14 protein-coding genes are annotated in these 16,352 nt (G+C 63.7%); 5 read left to right on the forward strand and 9 right to left on the reverse strand.

Annotated features, from left to right (window positions below; genetic code table 11):
* The first annotated feature begins 187 nt into the window (after positions 1–187).
* The 3 genes from LXM55_RS08980 to LXM55_RS08990 all read left to right on the forward strand — a co-directional run bounded on the left by LXM55_RS08980 (position 188) and on the right by LXM55_RS08990 (position 3,055).
* Positions 188–994, forward strand: a complete 807-nt coding sequence (locus tag LXM55_RS08980) for a TatD family hydrolase (RefSeq protein WP_233320071.1) — start codon at positions 188–190, stop codon at positions 992–994.
* Positions 995–1,079: 85 nt separating this feature from the next.
* Positions 1,080–2,561 carry a methyl-accepting chemotaxis protein gene (locus LXM55_RS08985; protein WP_233320072.1) on the forward strand — a complete coding sequence of 494 codons (1,482 nt, stop codon included), beginning with the start codon at positions 1,080–1,082 and terminating at the stop codon, positions 2,559–2,561.
* Between the two features lie 131 nt (positions 2,562–2,692).
* The gene (locus LXM55_RS08990) at positions 2,693–3,055 is read left to right on the forward strand and encodes an Mpo1-like protein (protein ID WP_233320073.1); all 363 of its coding nucleotides are present in this window, start codon (positions 2,693–2,695) and stop codon (positions 3,053–3,055) included.
* Between the two features lie 4 nt (positions 3,056–3,059).
* Here LXM55_RS08990 and LXM55_RS08995 read toward each other — a convergent pair whose 3' ends face one another.
* From LXM55_RS08995 to LXM55_RS09005, 3 genes are all read right to left on the reverse strand, one after another.
* Positions 3,060–3,857: an acyl-CoA thioesterase gene (locus tag LXM55_RS08995; RefSeq protein ID WP_233320074.1), complete on the reverse strand. Its 798-nt coding sequence runs from the start codon at positions 3,855–3,857 to the stop codon at positions 3,060–3,062.
* Positions 3,858–3,965: 108 nt separating this feature from the next.
* Entirely contained in the window at positions 3,966–4,733 is a 768-nt protein-coding gene (locus tag LXM55_RS09000) for a CHAD domain-containing protein (RefSeq protein ID WP_233320075.1), read from the reverse strand.
* A gap of 142 nt (positions 4,734–4,875) precedes the next feature.
* Positions 4,876–5,154, reverse strand: a complete 279-nt coding sequence (locus LXM55_RS09005; protein WP_233320076.1) for a hypothetical protein — start codon at positions 5,152–5,154, stop codon at positions 4,876–4,878.
* 220 nt (positions 5,155–5,374) lie between these two features.
* Between LXM55_RS09005 and LXM55_RS09010 the strand changes: the two genes are divergently transcribed.
* Positions 5,375–6,409, forward strand: coding sequence for a patatin-like phospholipase family protein (locus tag LXM55_RS09010; protein ID WP_233320077.1), 1,035 nt, complete (start codon positions 5,375–5,377; stop codon positions 6,407–6,409).
* Between the two features lie 27 nt (positions 6,410–6,436).
* On the opposite strand, the gene LXM55_RS09015 is transcribed toward LXM55_RS09010, so the two are convergent.
* From LXM55_RS09015 to kdpF, 6 genes are all read right to left on the reverse strand, one after another.
* Complete coding sequence (locus LXM55_RS09015; protein WP_233320078.1) at positions 6,437–7,132, reverse strand: response regulator; 696 nt, start codon at positions 7,130–7,132, stop codon at positions 6,437–6,439.
* A 100-nt stretch (positions 7,133–7,232) separates the two neighbouring features.
* Positions 7,233–9,884: a sensor histidine kinase gene (locus tag LXM55_RS09020; RefSeq protein ID WP_233320079.1), complete on the reverse strand. Its 2,652-nt coding sequence runs from the start codon at positions 9,882–9,884 to the stop codon at positions 7,233–7,235.
* 123 nt (positions 9,885–10,007) lie between these two features.
* Entirely contained in the window at positions 10,008–10,553 is a 546-nt protein-coding gene (gene kdpC / locus LXM55_RS09025; protein WP_233320080.1) for a potassium-transporting ATPase subunit KdpC, read from the reverse strand.
* A gap of 91 nt (positions 10,554–10,644) precedes the next feature.
* Positions 10,645–12,729: a potassium-transporting ATPase subunit KdpB gene (gene kdpB, locus LXM55_RS09030; protein WP_442799748.1), complete on the reverse strand. Its 2,085-nt coding sequence runs from the start codon at positions 12,727–12,729 to the stop codon at positions 10,645–10,647.
* A 10-nt stretch (positions 12,730–12,739) separates the two neighbouring features.
* Entirely contained in the window at positions 12,740–14,434 is a 1,695-nt protein-coding gene (gene kdpA / locus LXM55_RS09035) for a potassium-transporting ATPase subunit KdpA (protein ID WP_233320081.1), read from the reverse strand.
* An 11-nt stretch (positions 14,435–14,445) separates the two neighbouring features.
* Positions 14,446–14,535 (reverse strand): K(+)-transporting ATPase subunit F, encoded by a 90-nt coding sequence (gene kdpF / locus LXM55_RS09040; RefSeq protein ID WP_019092894.1) that lies wholly within the window; start codon positions 14,533–14,535, stop codon positions 14,446–14,448.
* A 341-nt stretch (positions 14,536–14,876) separates the two neighbouring features.
* Here kdpF and eat point away from each other — a divergent pair, with 341 nt between their 5' ends.
* A complete protein-coding gene (gene eat, locus LXM55_RS09045) occupies positions 14,877–16,241 on the forward strand; it encodes an ethanolamine permease (RefSeq protein WP_233320082.1) in 1,365 nt (454 codons plus the stop codon).
* Positions 16,242–16,352: the final 111 nt, after the last annotated feature.

The raw sequence follows: 16,352 nt of genomic DNA on the forward strand, positions 1-16,352 counted from the left end.
ATTGACTGCCAGAAACAGAGCGCCTTGAGCGCTGGCAAGCTGCGAAAGACCTGTGCAATGGCGCCGAAAAGCTTGGCCAGTACGTTGGTCCGACAGCAAAAGATAGCTTTAACTCGTTGTAGTTCTTGGTTTTTCTTATAAATCTACAGCTCTGATATGCTTTCCGGCCGCAGGCGGAGATAGCACCATGCAACTCATCGATATCGGCGTCAACCTGACCAATCCCAGTTTTGCCGAAAAACACCAAGCCGTTCTCAATCGGGCTTATGAGGCTGGGGTCTGCCAGTTGGTGCTCACTGGAACCAGCGTCGAGGGCAGTGAGCAGGCCCTGGAGTTGTGCCAGCAGCTGGACGCCGAGGGACAGCGGCTGTTCGCTACCGCCGGCCTGCATCCACATAGCTCCAGCGACTGGAATGCCGATAGCTCGCGGCGCTTGCGCACCTTGCTGGGCGAGCCACGGGTACGTGCCGTGGGCGAATGCGGCCTGGACTTCAACCGCGACTTCTCCCCCCGCCCACAGCAGGAAAAGGTCCTGGAGGAACATCTGGCCCTGGCGGCGGAACTGCAACTGCCGGTGTTTCTCCACGAACGCGATGCCAATCAGCGCCTGCTGGAGATCCTGCGCGACTTCCGTGACCGCTTGCCGGCCGCAGTGGTGCATTGCTTTACCGGCGAGCAAAAGGCGTTGTTCAGCTACCTCGACCTGGACCTGCACATCGGCATCACCGGCTGGATCTGCGACGAACGCCGGGGCACGCATCTGCACCCGTTGGTGCGTGAAATTCCCCGGGGGCGCCTGATGCTGGAAAGTGACGCGCCCTATCTGCTGCCACGCAGCTTGCGGCCAAAGCCGAAAAATGGCCGTAACGAACCGGCCTACCTGACCGAGGTCTTGCGGGAAGTAGCCTTGCACCGCGGTGAAACCCTGGAAGACCTGGCTAGCCACAGCACAGCCTGCTCTCGGGCATTCTTTCACTTGCCAGAGATTGCTTGACCCATATCAAGATTTATCTGAGCTCGTAGCGGCACAATAATGGCACCTTGCCAATACTGTTTCGCTCAATCAGAGAAGACCTTCTATGGGTGCCTGGCTTAGCAACATCTCGCTGAAATACAAATTCTGGGCGGTCAATGCAGTCGCCTTCGTCACCACCTTGTTATTAGTGTTGTACGCCGTGCAGCTGGAGCAACAGGCTCGCAGCCAGAGCGCGCACGCAGCGGCTCAGGCCGAGGCACGCCTGCTCAGTGCCTGGCCCGCCGGGCAGAAACTGCCCAGCGCAGAACACCTGCTGTACTTCACCCAGGGGCAGACTCCGAGCCTCAACGAGCAGGCATTGCCCGAGCTGAGCGGCGCCAATGGCTGGGTCGAGATCAATCACATGCCGTTGTTCGGCGAAAATCCGCTGCTGGGCGCCGACGTCCTCCAGCGCGCCGACGGTCAACAGGTTGCCGTGCTTGCCTATGCCCCGAGCCTGGCCCAGGTCTTCAGTGATCGCTTCACCAACTACGCCGTCGCGGTGTTCATTCTGATGTTCGCCATGCTCTGCGCCTCGCAGTTGCTGATCCGTTTTCTTCTCAGCCAGCTCAACACCCTCAAGGACGTCATGCTGCACGTGGAGAAAACCGGCGACCTGTCGGCCCGTGTACCGCTCTCCTGCAAGGACGAGGTCGGCCAGATGGCCAGCGCCTTCAACGCCATGCAGGCCGGATACCAGCGAGTGGTGAACACGGTGGCCAACACCGCCCGGCAATTGGACCAGGGGGCCGCGCGCCTGGCCTCGAGCATGAACGATGTCCGCCACGGCATGCTCGGCCAGCAGAGCGAAACCGACCAGGCCGCCACCGCCATCAACGAAATGTCCGCCACCGTCTACCACATCGCCCAGCACGCCGGAGCCACCCGGGATCTGTCGCAAACCGCCGACACCCTGGCCGGCACCGGTCATGAAGTGGTGGGCCGGGTGCAGAAATCCATCGCCGGGCTTTCCAATGGCGTGCAACAAACCGCCGAGATGATTCAAAAGCTCGCCGAGGACAGCCAGAAGATCAACGGCGTGGTCAACGTTATCCACAGCATCGCCGAGCAAACCAACCTGCTGGCGCTCAACGCCGCTATCGAAGCCGCCCGGGCTGGCGAAATGGGCCGCGGCTTTGCCGTGGTCGCGGACGAAGTGCGCAACCTGGCCAAGCGTGTGCAGACCTCCACCGACGAGATCACCAGCATGGTCTCGGCCCTGCAGGCCGGCACGCGCGATGCCGTGGATTTCATGCAGGAAAGCTCGTTCAAGGCCGACGACTGCGTGCAGCAGGCTCAAGAAGCCGGAGCCGCATTGGCGGAAATCACCGGGGCCGTGGCGCAGATGCGTGAAAGCAATACGCAGATTGCCGTCGCGGCTGAACAGCAGAGCCAGGTAGCGGAAGAAATGAACCGGGCGGTGGTCAGCATCCGCGATGTCACGGAAAACACCGTGCAGCAAACCGTTGCGTCCGCCACTACCAGCAGTGAACTGGCGACCCTGGCCGGCGAACTGAGCAAAGCCATCGGCCAGTTGAAACTCTGACCCGACGCGAGCCCCTTTTCCCCCGAGCCAAAACCGCTGGCTATCAGGCCGATAGCCAGCCTTGATTCGCCGACACCCCGCCTGCGCCCTATTCTTGGTTCATGAGTTTTCAAGAACTGAGGATGATCATCATGGGCAAACGTCACCCCAACCTCCCCGCCTGGCAATGGCGCGTCTACCCGCAGAACCATCAGCATCCGGCCAACCTGGTGTTGCACCTGATCGCCGTGCCGCTGTTCATCATCGCCTTCCTGCTGATCGTATCGGGAGTGTTTTCCTTGAGTTTCCTGAGCCTGGCCATTGGCGTGGTCGGCCTCCTCGCGGCCCTGGGCCTGCAACGTCATGGCCACAGCCTGGAGGCGCAAGCCTCCGAGCCGTTCAGTGATCGCAAAGATGCCGTGCAACGGCTGCTGGTGGAGCAGTTCGTGACCTTCCCGCGCTTTGTCCTGAGCGGTGCCTGGTGGCGTGCCTGGTTGCAGCGCCACCGGCACTGAGGGCTCAAGCGAAAATGGTCACGGTCTGCCGGCTGAGGGCAATCAACTGACCTTCGGCATTCCACAGGGCCGCCGCGGCGTGGCCATAACCGTCGCGCGCATGTTCGATTTCGACCCGGTACTTGCACCAGTCCAGGGTGCTCAACTCCAGCAGTGGCTGGACGAACTCGATGGTCCAGGTCAGGGTGCTGCCAGCGGCGGGCTTGGTCAAATGCGGTAACAGCGCCGGCGGCCAGGCGTCCACCAGCGCGAGGATATGCGCTTCGGTGACGGGTTCCTCCTTCACATCCCCGCGCAAACGTACCCAGCCGCCCATCTCACGGGAGCGGTTACCGGTAAATGGCAAACCGCCAACGCTCCAGCGCATCGCCAGATGACGCATGAACTCCGGCGTCACGCCCTTGATGTAAGGCAGCTCCTGGCAATCATCCCAATGCTTCATTTCAGGCGCGGGCTCGGCTTCCACGCTGACGGACGACTCACGGGAAGCACCAAAACTGCCCTGAACCAGAGTCACCACCTGACCTTCCTGCATGACCCGTCCCAACACCTGGCTGACGGCCTTGCCTTCACGCAGTACATCCACCTCGAAACTGACCGGCACATCAGGCGCCACCGGACCGACAAAGGTAATCGCCAGGGAACGCACCGGGCGCTCGGCCGGGACCTTGGCGCGCATCGCTTCATACTGCAGGGCCACCACCAGGCCACCGAAACTGGCGCGCCCCTGAGCCCACTCCGGCGCAATGGTCAACGCCTGGGGCTGGCTGCGAACAGCTTCGAGTAGATCGTAGAAACGCATGAAAACCTCGGGGGCAAAAAAAGGACTGAGGGATCTTAACCAGCGTCGCAGAGCCGCACAGCCATTATTCCGGCCAAAGCAGCGGACAGATAAGCCGCCCGACAGTCCTCAGCGCTGGAAGCAATCACGATGCAGTTGCTCCAGCACCTGATCGGAACGGGCCTCGGCCTGGAGCATGGTCCTGCGCCAGATCGCGACACAGGGCAGCAAATCCAGTTGTTGCTCAGCCTGTGCCAGCCACTGCCAGCAATCATGCCAATCGCCCAGGGCGCTCTGAGCGGCCTTGAGGCGTTTCATGGCCTGAGAGGGCAACCGGTCCAGTTCGGGATAGGCGTCCGCGGCGTAGCGCACCCGCTTGATCAGCAGGCGCAGGCGATGGCGGTCGTGAGTGGGGTCCAGCAAGGCTTCGCCCAGGGCTTTCCACTGTTTGCCCAAGCGCTTTTCAATCCGCCCGCGCAGACCACGCAGCAGGCCCTGGCGCTGGGAGGCCCGCAAGAATCGGGGAAAAGCATCCAGCACCAGAAACAGCTGGGCCAGCTCGGCTCCAGCGGCCACCGCCGAATGCTCATGGCGCAATTGTGCGGTGCGACGGTCAGCAGCAGCGTGCTGGCCATGCTGATGCAGATAAGCCGCCAGCACTTCACGATCACGAATCGGTGTTGTCAGCCGCCCCACTTCACTGGCCGCGGCCTCCAGCTGCTCGACCCCGGGCAGGCCACGCAAAGGGCGCAGCAGGCTGCGCAGACGCCGCACGTTAATACGCAGATCATGCAGGGCTTCGGCATCCGTGGCAGCCGCCAAGCGCGCCTGACAAGCCAGCAAACTCACTTCCAGGCCCAGGACCTGAGCCACCAAACGATCGACCAAGGCAGACATCAAGGCTTCCCCAACGCGACTCAAAAGCCTGACTTCGGCTTATTCAATTCAAGAATGGCACCGCGCACCTGAGACCGGCATTGCGCCAGGTCATTCAGGTTCGCGGTGATGATTGCCGGTTCAGCTTAGCGGCTGTCGCAGCTTAGCGCCCGGCGCGGGATTCACGAATGTAGAAGCGCGCCTTCTCGGCCTTGTGGGTGCAGCCCTCAAAGGCTTCGAATTGCTGCTGGGTCTTGGCACCGGTCAGCAGCGACAGCGCCTTGGAGTAGCTCACGGTGCCGGCGAAACCTTCGGCCTTGGCCAGGTCCAGCTCGTGCCAGGCGGCGTCCAACTGAGTGCCGCAGCTGTCACGGTAGGCAGTCTTGCCTGCGCAACCGGTCAATACCAACGCAATCAGGGGCAAGCAGATCCAGGCTTTCATCAAAGACACCTCAAGATAGGGAAAACAGTCGTACAGGTTAAGACGATGGCTACGGGGAAAAGTGCCAAACACACCCTTGGGAAAATATAGCCGCAGGAGCATAGCCGTGCGGCTCGATACGCTCTAGGAGAAAACCGCAAACGCCCCGGGCCGCATCAGCAATTGAACCGCGGGGCGCTATGGGTGCATTGTTGCAGCCTGTTTGCCGAAGGGACGAATCATGAATAAACGTGTCGCATTGGTCCTGGGGTCGGGGGGCGCTCGCGGTTACGCCCATATCGGCGTCATCGAGGAAATCGAAAAACGCGGTTATGACATCGCCTGCATCGCCGGCTGCTCGATGGGCGCGGTGGTCGGTGGCATTTACGCCGCCGGCAAGCTCGCCGAGTACCGGGAGTGGATCGAAAGCCTGGATTACCTCGACGTGCTGCGCCTGGTGGACGTGAGCTTTCGCCTGGGGGCGATTCGCGGCGAGAAGGTCTTCGGCCAGATTCGCAAGATCGTCGGTGAAGTGAACATCGAAGACCTGCGCATTCCCTACACGGCCGTGGCCACCGACCTGACCAATCAACAGGAAATCTGGTTTCAGGAAGGCTGCCTGCACCAGGCCATGCGTGCCTCCGCCGCGATCCCCAGCCTGTTCACCCCGGTGATGCAGGGCAACCGCATGCTGGTGGACGGCGGCCTGCTCAACCCGCTGCCGATCGTTCCCGTGGTTTCCAGCCATTGCGACCTGATCATCGCGGTCAACCTCAACTCGACCAACCAGCGCCATTACCAGTTGCCCGTGATCCAGCGCCCACCGGCGTTCAAAAGCCGCTTCGACAGCCTGATCAATTCCCTGGGCTCGCACCTGCCGTTTCGCCGCAAACAGGCCGAGCAACTGCTGTTGCTCGAACAGGAAGCCTTCAAGAGCGAAGCGGCAGAGATCAACCCCTGGGTCGAGGGCGCCGAACCGGAAGCCCAGCAACCCGCCGCGGCGCCGGAAAGCGACGGTGCGCCGAAGTCCGCCAGCGGCTCGTTCGTCATTGATAACGTCGGCCCGGCCTCCCTGCTGGACCTGGTGAACCAGAGCTTCGAGGTCATGCAAACGTCCCTGGCCCAGTACAAGATCGCCGGCTACCCGCCGGACGTCCTGATCAACGTGCCCAAGCGCGTCTGCCGCTTCTTCGAGTTCTACAAGGCACCGGAGCTGATCGCCCTGGGCCGTGAGATTGCCAGCGACACCCTGGACCGCTACGAGCAGGAGCAATAGCGACCCGCTCGCCACGGGCCGCAAGGTTCAGGGCTCGCTACCCAGCAGGCGGTAGCCGACCCCCGCTTCGGTGACGATGAAGCGCGGCCGGGTCGGATCGTCCGCCAACTTCTGGCGCAGGTGCCCAACCACGATCCGCAGGTAGTGACTGTCCTCGGTGTGGGTCGGGCCCCAGATATCCTTGAGCAACTGCTGCTGGGTGATTACCCGTCCCGGGTGCCGAGCCAGTTGCGCCAGCACCGCATACTCCTTGCGAGTCAGAGCCACCTCGGCCCCCTCCAGCAGCACCCGGCGATACGCCAGGTCGACCGTCAGCGGCCCCACCTGCAAGGCGGCTTCCTGCACCTCCCCGGTCGGCGCCTGGCGCAACAGGGCGCGGATTCGCGCCAGGAACTCCTGGATACCGAAAGGCTTGGTCACGTAGTCGTTGGCGCCACCGTCCAAGGCTTCGACTTTCTGCACCTCGCTGGCGCGCACCGAGAGCACCAACACTGGCACCGCCGACCATTCGCGAAACTCGCGCAGCACCTGCTGGCCGTCCATGTCGGGCAACCCCAGGTCGAGCACCAGCAGGTCGGGCTTGTTCAGGGCGGCCTGGGCCAGGCCCTCGGTGCCGGTTCCGGCTTCAATCACTTTGTATCCCTGGGACGCCAGGCTGATGCGCAGGAACTTGCGGATCTGCGGCTCGTCGTCGATGACCAGGATGGTCGCGGTCTGGCTCATGGTTTCAGTTCAAGACAAATTAAAAGACAAAAGCGTAGCGCAAGGCATGCCGCATCCGTGTGGCGTCGACGCGGCAAGGTACACCGCGTTCTACAGGTATTCACAGGTCAGACTCAAGCGCCGGTTGGGCCTGCAACGGCAGATGCAGGGTGATGCACGTACCGTGGCCACCGATGCCGTCTGCAACGCTGATATGCCCGCCATGGGCGCCGACCATGCCCTGGCAGATGGCCAAGCCCAGCCCGGTGCCTTGCCCGCCTCGATCACCACGGGCAGCGGTGTAGAACATGTCGAAGATCTTCGCCCGCTCGTCCTCGGGAATCCCCGGCCCCTCATCGCTGACGGCAAAGCTCAATTGCTGCTCATCGGCGCTGACCTTGAGCTGCAAATGGCCCTGGGGTGGCGAAAAGCGCGCGGCATTCTCCAGCACATTGACCAGGGCCTGCTCGATCAGGGCGGCGTGCACGTAAAGCAGAGGCAGGTCCGGCGGCAGTTCAGTACTGACCTGCAACGGCGCCAGCACCACCCGCAGGCGGTTCAGCGCACTGCCGACAATATCCCCCGGGGCCACCCAGTCGCGAGCCAGTTTCAAGGCGCCGTGGCCAAGCCGGGTCATGTCCAGCAGGTTCTGGATGTAACGGTCCAGGCGCTCGGCTTCATCCCGCGTGCCCTCCAGCAGCTCCCGCCGATCTTCCAGGGGAATCGCCTCACCCAGCGCCAGCAGGCTGTCGATACTGCCGCGCATCGAAGTCAGGGGCGTGCGCAGGTCATGGGACACCGAAGCCAGCAAGGCGCTGCGTAACTGTTCGGTTTCGCCGTGCAGCCGCGCTGCTTCCAGGTCCTCGGCCAACCGCGCCCGCGCCAGAGCCTGGGCCAGGGGCTGGCTGAGGGCCGTGAGCAGACGCCGACGCTGGCCACTGAACGCCTCGCCCTCTTTCGGACAAACGCCGAGCAGGCCCAGGGGCCCGTCATCCACCGACAGCGGCCACCACCACCAACGGCCGAAGGGCAATGTTCCAGTGCCCAAGCCCGCCGGCTGATCATGCTGCCAGGCCCAGTCGGCCGCCGCTCGCTCAGCCTCGGAGAACGACGGCGCATCGCCTGTCTCGACTTTCCAGCCGCCCTGCCCGTCGCGGTTGAGCAGGCAGATGCGCAATGAGTCACGACCATGCAGATGCTGGGCAGCGGCACTGATCACCGCTTGCCGATCGGTAGCGGCCGTCAGCTTGCGCGACAGGTCGAGCAACTCGCCGGTTTCCTCCTGAGTATCACGCAGCGCCTGCAACTGCCGCCGCTGACGCGCCGCCAGGTTGCCGGTGAGCGCCGCCATGAGCAGGAAGAACAAGAGGGTCAGCACATCCTCTTCACGCTGGATGGCAAAGGAAAAACTGGGTGGGATAAACAGGAAGTCATAGGCCAGGAACGACAACGCGGCACAGGCCAGGGCCGGCCCCAGGCTGCTGCGTACTGCCACCAGCAACACCGCAGCGAGAAACACCAGCGAGATGTTCGGCAGCGGCAGGACACTGGCCACGCCCCAGGCCAGGGCGCTGGCCAGAATGGTCGCCACCAGGGCCAGGCCATAGTCGAACCAGCGCAGCGAATGCACGGTTCGCAAGCCCGGCTGATGGGGCAGCGGCTCGCTGTCCAGAACATTGATTTCCAGGCCGTCGGCATTGCGCAGCAGACGCGCCGCCAAGCCGCCACCAAACCAGCGTCGACGCCAGCGGCGGCTGGACTGCCCCACCAGCAGCAGACTGGCACGACGTTCGGCAGCGTGCTGGATCAGGGTCTTGGCCACTTCACCGGCGCGCAGCAGGACCACTTCCCCGCCCAGGCGCTCGGCCAGCTGTTGAGCGGCCTGCAAGCGCAGCCGTGCCTGCTCGTCGCGCAACCGGCCGTTGTCCACATGCACCAGGCTCCAGGGCAGATGCCGGCGCTGAGCCACACGGCTGGCGTGGCGCACCAGGCGCTCGGCCTGGGCATCGCCGTCAATGCCCACCAACAACCGCCCGCGTACCGCCGGCGCCGCCTGCCCCAACTGGCGATAGCCCAGGGCCAGGTCGTTGTCCACCTGGGCCGCGGCGGTCTGCATCGCCAACTCGCGCAAGGCGGTGAGGTTGGTCTGGGTGAAGAACGCATCGATGGCCGCCCGCGCCTGCTCGGGTACATAGACCTTGCCGTCCCGCAGGCGCTCCAAGAGCTCGCGGGGCGGCAAGTCCACCAGCAGCAATTCATAGGCTTCCTGCAACACCCAGTCAGGCAAGGTCTCGCGAACCTGGACCCCAGTGATGCCGCGTACCTGGTCGTTGAGGCTTTCCAGGTGCTGGACATTGACCGTGGTGAACACGTCAATCCCGGCGGCCAGCAACTCCTGAATATCCTGCCAGCGCTTGGCATGCCGGCTGCCCGGGGCATTGCTGTGGGCCAGTTCGTCCACCAGCACCAGCTTGGGCTTGGCCTTGAGCAGACCGTCGAGGTCCATTTCCTCCAGCATCACTCCACGGTATTGCGAACGTACCAATGGCTGCTGGGGCAAGCCGCTCAGCAAGGCTTCGGTCTCGGCGCGGCCGTGGGTCTCCACCACCCCGGCGAGGACCTTGCCCCCCTGGCGCAGCTGCGTATGGGCCGCCTGGAGCATGGCGTAAGTCTTGCCAACCCCGGGCGCCGCGCCCAGGAACACCTTGAGCCGGCCGCGACCGTCCCGGGGCAGCTCGGCCAGCAACGCGTCGGCGCGACCGGAATCACTCATGGGCTTTCTCTCTGCGATAGGACATTCGGTTCAATCTGCGCTCACTTTAGCTGCGATTGGTAGCACTCCCCGGGGCTGACAGCCGCTGCGCGGCTTTTTGCAGCCTCGCAGGCTCGGCAGCCGCTACAGGTGTTCGAGGGCCAGGTTCAGGGCCAGCACGTTGACTACCGGCGGCCCCACCAGAGGCCGCTCGACATGGGCATCCACCAACGCCTGCAGCTTGGCCGGCGGCAAGTGGCGGGCCGCCGCGACCCGCGCCAGTTGATAGTCAATTGCCTCGGGTGGCAAGTGCGGATCAAGGCCACTGCCCGAGGTGGTCAAGAGTGCCAGGGGCACCGGCCCCTGCCCTGGGACCATAAGCTTGTTGGCGTCCTCGATCACCCGCGTAGCCAGCGCCGGGTTGCTCGGCGCCAGGTTGCTGGCAGAACTGGACACCGTGGCAAAGGCTCCCGCCGAAGGGCGTGGATGGAACCAGGCATCACCGACGAAATCCTGGGCAATCAGGGCCGAACCACGCACCTTGCCATCGGCATCACGCACCAGGCTGCCATTGGCCTGCTGCGGGAACGCCAGTTGAGCCACGCCGGTTACCGCCAGCGGATAGGCCACGCCGGTGATCAAGGTCATCAACACAATCAGGCTCAAGGCCGGACGCAATACGCTAGTCATCTCTCACTCCTCGATTCATTCAGTTGCCGCAGCGGCTGGCGGATCACAAGCCCTGCGGCACCTTCGCCGGCAAGCCGGCTTCTAAAGGGCGTTACACCAGGTGCAGCACGGTCAGCAGCATGTCGATCAGCTTGATCCCGACAAAGGGCACGACAATTCCGCCCACGCCGTAGATCAGCAGGTTGCGCCGCAGCAGATGCGCAGCGCTGGCCGCCTGGACCCGCACCCCGCGCAGCGCCAGCGGAATCAGCACCACGATGATCAGGGCGTTGAACACAATCGCCGAAAGGATCGCGCTCTGCGGGCTGCTCAACTGCATGACGTTGAGCACCCCCAGCTGTGGATAAATCGCCGCGAACAGCGCCGGCAGAATGGCGAAGTACTTGGCCACGTCGTTGGCGATGGAGAAGGTGGTCAATGCACCGCGAGTCACCAGCAATTCCTTGCCGATCTGCACCACGTCCAGCAGCTTGGTCGGATCGCTGTCCAGGTCGACCATGTTGGCCGCCTCGCGGGCCGCCTGGGTGCCGTCGTTCATCGCCATGCCGACATCGGCCTGAGCCAGCGCCGGCGCGTCATTGGCGCCATCACCGCACATGGCCACCAGGCGCCCATCGTTCTGTTCGAGGCGAATGCGCGCCAGCTTCTTCTCCGGCGTGGCCTCAGCCAGCACATCATCGACCCCGGCTTCGGCAGCAATGGCCGCGGCGGTCAGCGGGTTGTCGCCGGTCACCATGACGGTGCGGATGCCCAGTTTGCGCAACTCGGCGAAGCGTTCGCGAATGCCGGGCTTGACCACATCCTTGAGGTGAATGGCGCCGAGCATCCGGCCTTCGGCGCAGACCAGCAACGGCGTGCCGCCGCTCTGGGCAATCTTGTCGATTTCCCGGGACAGGGCCGGCGCCAGGTCACTGCGTTTGAGGCCGACGAAATTCAGCACCGAATCCACCGCACCCTTGCGATAGACCCGGCCCTGGTAGTCGACACCGGACAAACGGGTTTCAGCACTGAAAGGCACGGCCGTCAGCAGCTCGCTGCCCGGCTCGGGCTGTGGATAAAGCTCGCGCAGGTACTCGACGATGGACTTGCCTTCGGCAGTGTCGTCCGCCAGGGACGCCATCAGGGCTGCTTCGGCCAGGACCTGGGCGCTGACACCCGGGGCCGGGTAGATGGCACTGCAACGGCGGTTGCCGAAGGTGATGGTGCCGGTCTTGTCCAGCAACAGCACGTGCACATCTCCCGCCGCCTCCACCGCACGGCCGGATTTGGCGATCACGTTCAGGCGCACCAGACGGTCCATCCCGGCAATCCCGATGGCCGAGAGCAGACCACCGATGGTGGTGGGGATCAGGGTCACCAGCAACGCCACCAGGAACACCAGCGGCAGGCTGCCATTGGCGAAGTGGGCGAACGGCTGCAGGGTCACCACCACCAGCAGAAAGATCAGGGTCAAGCCGATCAGCAGGATATCCAGGGCCACTTCATTGGGGGTCTTCTGCCGCTTGGCGCCTTCCACCAAGGCGATCATGCGGTCCAGGGTCGACTCACCGGGGTTGCTGGTAATGCGCACCAGCAGCCAGTCGGAGACCAGCCGCGTGTTGCCGGTCACCGCTGAGCGGTCACCGCCAGACTCACGAATCACCGGTGCCGATTCGCCAGTGATCGCCGCTTCGTTGACCGCGGCAATGCCTTCGATGACCTCGCCATCTCCGGGAATCATCTCGCCGGCCTCAACCCGCACCACATCGCCCTTGCGCAAGCTGGTCGCCGGCACCTGCTGATAGCTACCGTCACTGACCCGGCGGCGGGCACTCAAGCCCTCGCTGCCGGCCTTGAGGCTGTCGGCGCGGGCCTTGCCGCGGCCTTCCGCGAGGGCTTCGGCGAAGTTGGCAAAAAGCACGGTGAACCACAGCCAGAGGGCGATCTGCGCGGCGACGAAGGTCGGTACCGCAGTGTCCGGCACCCAGCACAGGAGGGTGGTCAGGATCGCTGTCAGCTCCACCACCAGCATCACCGGCGAGCGCTGCAACTGGCGCGGGTCGAGCTTGACGAACGCTTGGATCAACGCCGGGCGCCACAGGGCCGAGATCGCCGTGCTCGACGCTTCGGCCTTGGCCGGCTCGTTCTTGGCGACCGCATCGGCCGCCTTGTTCGAGGCAGGAACATGCATATTCATCATCAGGTCCTCAGAAGCCCATGCTCAGGTGATCGGCGATCGGGCCCAGCGCCAGGGTCGGCAGGAAAGTCAGGCCGCCGACCAGCAAGATGGTCACGGTCAGCAGGGCCACGAACAGCGGGCCATGGGTGGGGAAGCTGTTCTGGCCAATGGGCGCGGTCTTCTTCATTGCCAGGCTGCCAGCCAGGGCCAGCACCGGCAGGATGTAGCCGAAGCGACCGATCAGCATGCCCAGGCCCAGCATCAGGTTGTGGAACGGGGTGTTGGCACTGAAGCCGCCGAACGCCGAACCGTTGTTGGCACTGGCGGAGGTGTAGGCGTACAGCAACTGGCTGAAGCCGTGGGGCCCCGGATTGCTGATGGCACCGGCCGGGCCCGGCAGGCTCGCGGCCAGGGCGCCCAGGACCAGCACGCCGATGGGCATGACCATCAAGGTCACCACCAGCAGTTGCACCTCCTTGGCCTGGAGCTTCTTGCCCAGGTACTCCGGGGTCCGACCGATCATCAGCCCGGCGAGGAATGCCGCGATCAGCACGTTCAGCAGCATGCCGTAGAGGCCGGCACCGACGCCGCCGAAGATCACCTCGCCGACCATCATGTTGATCAGCGCGACCATGCCACTGAGCGGGTTGAGGCTGTCATGCATGCCGTTCACCGAACCGTTGGACGCGGCAGTGGTGGTCACCGACCAGAGCACGGTGGCGGTGGTGCCGAAGCGTGCCTCCTTGCCTTCCAGAGGGGCCGTCTGTTCTACCGCGGCGTTCTGCAACGCCGGGTTGGGCTGGTACTCCGCCCACAGCGAGGTGGCGCCGCCGATCACGAACAGGGCAAACATGCAGGCGATGATTGCCCGGCTCTGACGCAGGTCCTTGACGTAATGGCCGAAGGTGAACACCAGAGCCACCGGAATCAGGATGATCGACACCAGCTCGAACAGGTTGCTCCAGGCCGTGGGGTTCTCGAACGGGTGCGCCGAGTTGACGCCGAAGAACCCACCGCCGTTGGTGCCCAGTTGCTTGATGGCGATCTGGCTGGCGGCCGGGCCCAGGGGAATGACCTGGTCAGTGCCTTGCAGGGTCAGCGCATCCACGTAATGGGCAAAGGTCTGGGGCACGCCCTGCCAGACCAGGAACAGCGCCAGCAGCAGGCACAGTGGCAACAGGCCGTAGAGGGTGGCGCGGGTCATGTCGACCCAAAAGTTGCCCAGGGTACGCACCGAGCGCCGGCCAATGCCACGGCACAAGGCCACCAGCACCGCCAGCCCGGTCGCGGCGCTGACAAAGTTCTGCACGGTGAGGCCGACCATCTGGCTGAGGTAGCTCAGGGAGGCCTCGCCGCTGTAGGACTGCCAGTTGGTGTTGGTCATGAAACTGACCGCGGTGTTGAACGCCAGGGTCCATTCCTGCCCCGGAAGATTCTGCGGATTGAGCGGCAGATGATCCTGGAACAGCAGAATGGCGAACAGCAGGACAAAACCCGCCAGGTTGAAGGCCAGCAAGGCCAGGGTGTATTTCTGCCAGCTCTGCTCGTCCTGCGGATCGACGCCGGAAATCCGATAGCAGACGCGCTCCACCGGGCCCAGGAGCGGGCTCAGCCAGGTGCGCTGGCCCTCCATGACCCGGTAGTAGAAGCGCCCCAGCCATGGCGCCGGCAACAGCACCAAAGCGAAGAAGGCGAGGATCAGCCAATAGTCATAACTGTGCATAACCGCAGCTCCTAGTTCCGATCCGCGCGCAGCAGCGCAACCAGTAAATAAATGAACAGGCCCACTGCCAGCAGCAGCGACACCGCGTCCAGAATGTTCATGGAATGTCTCCGTGGTACGGCGATTGCCGCGAATGCAGGCATTGTCCGCAGGGAGGCTGTAAAGGAACGAGAGCGACGGGGTGGGCCGCGCATAAAGAAAGCGTAAAGACTGACCTGACACGGCCTTCGCAACAGCCGACGAAGACCTGCGCCCCCCTCTGGCGCGCGACTGCTCCGATGCGAGGCAGCAGCGGCCGATGCTCTGAAGGCCACTGACGCTAAAATCGGCGATACATCCTCGATACGACAGCTTTGAGTGCTTTACGACGGCGATCCCGGGTTTGGCATGGGCGCTGCAATGGACGCTTGCGAGCACGTCCTAATCGTTCAGGGAGCAACCGATGAACACACAACTCAAGCCCACCTTGGGCACGCTGCATTTATGGGGCATCGCGGTCGGCCTGGTGATTTCCGGGGAGTATTTCGGCTGGAGCTACGGCTGGGGCGTGGCCGGAACCCTGGGGTTTCTGGTGACCTCGCTGATGGTCGCAACCATGTATACCTGCTTTATATTCAGTTTCACCGAGCTGACCACGGCGATTCCCCATGCCGGCGGCCCGTTTGCCTACAGCCGTCGTGCCTTTGGTGAAAAAGGCGGGTTGATCGCCGGGTTGGCCACCCTGATCGAATTCGTCTTCGCCCCGCCGGCGATCGCCCTGGCCATCGGTGCCTATCTGAACGTGCAGTTTCCGGGGCTGGACTCCAAGCACGCGGCAGTGGGTGCCTACCTGGTCTTCATGGGCCTGAACATTCTCGGAGTGAAACTGGCGGCCACCTTCGAACTGGTGGTCTGCGTACTGGCAGTGGCTGAATTGCTGGTGTTCATGGGCGTTGTGGCCCCGGCTTTCAGCTTCAGCAACTTCGCCCTCAATGGCTGGGCCGGCACCGACATCTTCGGCGCCCCGGCGATTGCCGGGATGTTTGCCGCGATCCCCTTCGCCATCTGGTTCTTCCTTGCCATCGAAGGCGCGGCCATGGCCGCCGAAGAAGCCAAGGACCCCAAGCGCACCATTCCCAAGGCCTATATCAGCGGCATCCTGACCCTGGTGCTGCTGGCCATGGGGGTAATGTTCTTCGCCGGTGGCGTGGGTGACTGGCGCAGCCTGTCGAACATCAACGACCCGCTGCCCCAGGCAATGAAAGCGGTGGTGGGCGACAGCTCCGGCTGGCTGCACATGCTGGTGTGGATCGGCCTGTTCGGCCTGGTGGCGAGTTTCCACGGCATCATCCTCGGCTACTCTCGGCAATTCTTCGCCCTGGCCCGGGCCGGTTACCTGCCCGCCTCCCTGGCCAAGCTGTCGCGCTTCCAAACGCCGCATCGGGCGATCATCGCGGGTGGCCTGATCGGCATTGCTGCGATCTATAGCGATGGCCTGATCAACCTCGGCGGCATGACCCTGACCGCCGCCATGATCACCATGGCGGTGTTCGGCGCCATCGTGATGTACATCATGAGCATGCTCAGCCTGTTCAAGCTGCGCAGGGCAGAACCGAACCTGCCGCGCAGCTTCCGTGCACCAGGCTACCCACTGGTACCTGCCATCGCGCTGGCGCTGGCCGCGGTCTGCCTGGTGGCCATGGCCTGGTTCAACGCCCTGATCGGCCTGATCTTCCTTGCCTTCATGGTGCTGGGTTTCATCTACTTCCGGCTCACCGGGCAACTGCGAGCCGATGCCCCGGTGGATGCCATGCTGACCGGACGCTGAGCCGCACCCTGCTCGCCCCGCGCATATCAGGCATACAATGGAACCACTGCGAAACGCTTTAACTCAAAGCGTTACAGGCCGGCCCGAGCGCGAACCTTCGCCCTCGGGCAA

The organism is Pseudomonas sp. Au-Pse12 (assembly GCF_021341665.1).
GTDB lineage: Bacteria > Pseudomonadota > Gammaproteobacteria > Pseudomonadales > Pseudomonadaceae > Aquipseudomonas.

Excerpts from the sequence above, each read along its gene's own strand:
- LXM55_RS08980 (WP_233320071.1), top strand. The coding sequence starts at position 188 with ATGCAACTCATCGATATCGGCGTCAACCTGACCAATCCCAGTTTTGCC.
- LXM55_RS08985 (WP_233320072.1), top strand. The coding sequence starts at position 1,080 with ATGGGTGCCTGGCTTAGCAACATCTCGCTGAAATACAAATTCTGGGCG.
- LXM55_RS08990 (WP_233320073.1), top strand. The coding sequence starts at position 2,693 with ATGGGCAAACGTCACCCCAACCTCCCCGCCTGGCAATGGCGCGTCTAC.
- LXM55_RS08995 (WP_233320074.1), bottom strand. The coding sequence starts at position 3,857 with ATGCGTTTCTACGATCTACTCGAAGCTGTTCGCAGCCAGCCCCAGGCG.
- LXM55_RS09000 (WP_233320075.1), bottom strand. The coding sequence starts at position 4,733 with ATGTCTGCCTTGGTCGATCGTTTGGTGGCTCAGGTCCTGGGCCTGGAA.
- LXM55_RS09005 (WP_233320076.1), bottom strand. The coding sequence starts at position 5,154 with ATGAAAGCCTGGATCTGCTTGCCCCTGATTGCGTTGGTATTGACCGGT.
- LXM55_RS09010 (WP_233320077.1), top strand. The coding sequence starts at position 5,375 with ATGAATAAACGTGTCGCATTGGTCCTGGGGTCGGGGGGCGCTCGCGGT.
- LXM55_RS09015 (WP_233320078.1), bottom strand. The coding sequence starts at position 7,132 with ATGAGCCAGACCGCGACCATCCTGGTCATCGACGACGAGCCGCAGATC.
- LXM55_RS09020 (WP_233320079.1), bottom strand. The coding sequence starts at position 9,884 with ATGAGTGATTCCGGTCGCGCCGACGCGTTGCTGGCCGAGCTGCCCCGG.
- kdpC (WP_233320080.1), bottom strand. The coding sequence starts at position 10,553 with ATGACTAGCGTATTGCGTCCGGCCTTGAGCCTGATTGTGTTGATGACC.
- kdpB (WP_442799748.1), bottom strand. The coding sequence starts at position 12,729 with ATGAATATGCATGTTCCTGCCTCGAACAAGGCGGCCGATGCGGTCGCC.
- kdpA (WP_233320081.1), bottom strand. The coding sequence starts at position 14,434 with ATGCACAGTTATGACTATTGGCTGATCCTCGCCTTCTTCGCTTTGGTG.
- kdpF (WP_019092894.1), bottom strand. The coding sequence starts at position 14,535 with ATGAACATTCTGGACGCGGTGTCGCTGCTGCTGGCAGTGGGCCTGTTC.
- eat (WP_233320082.1), top strand. The coding sequence starts at position 14,877 with ATGAACACACAACTCAAGCCCACCTTGGGCACGCTGCATTTATGGGGC.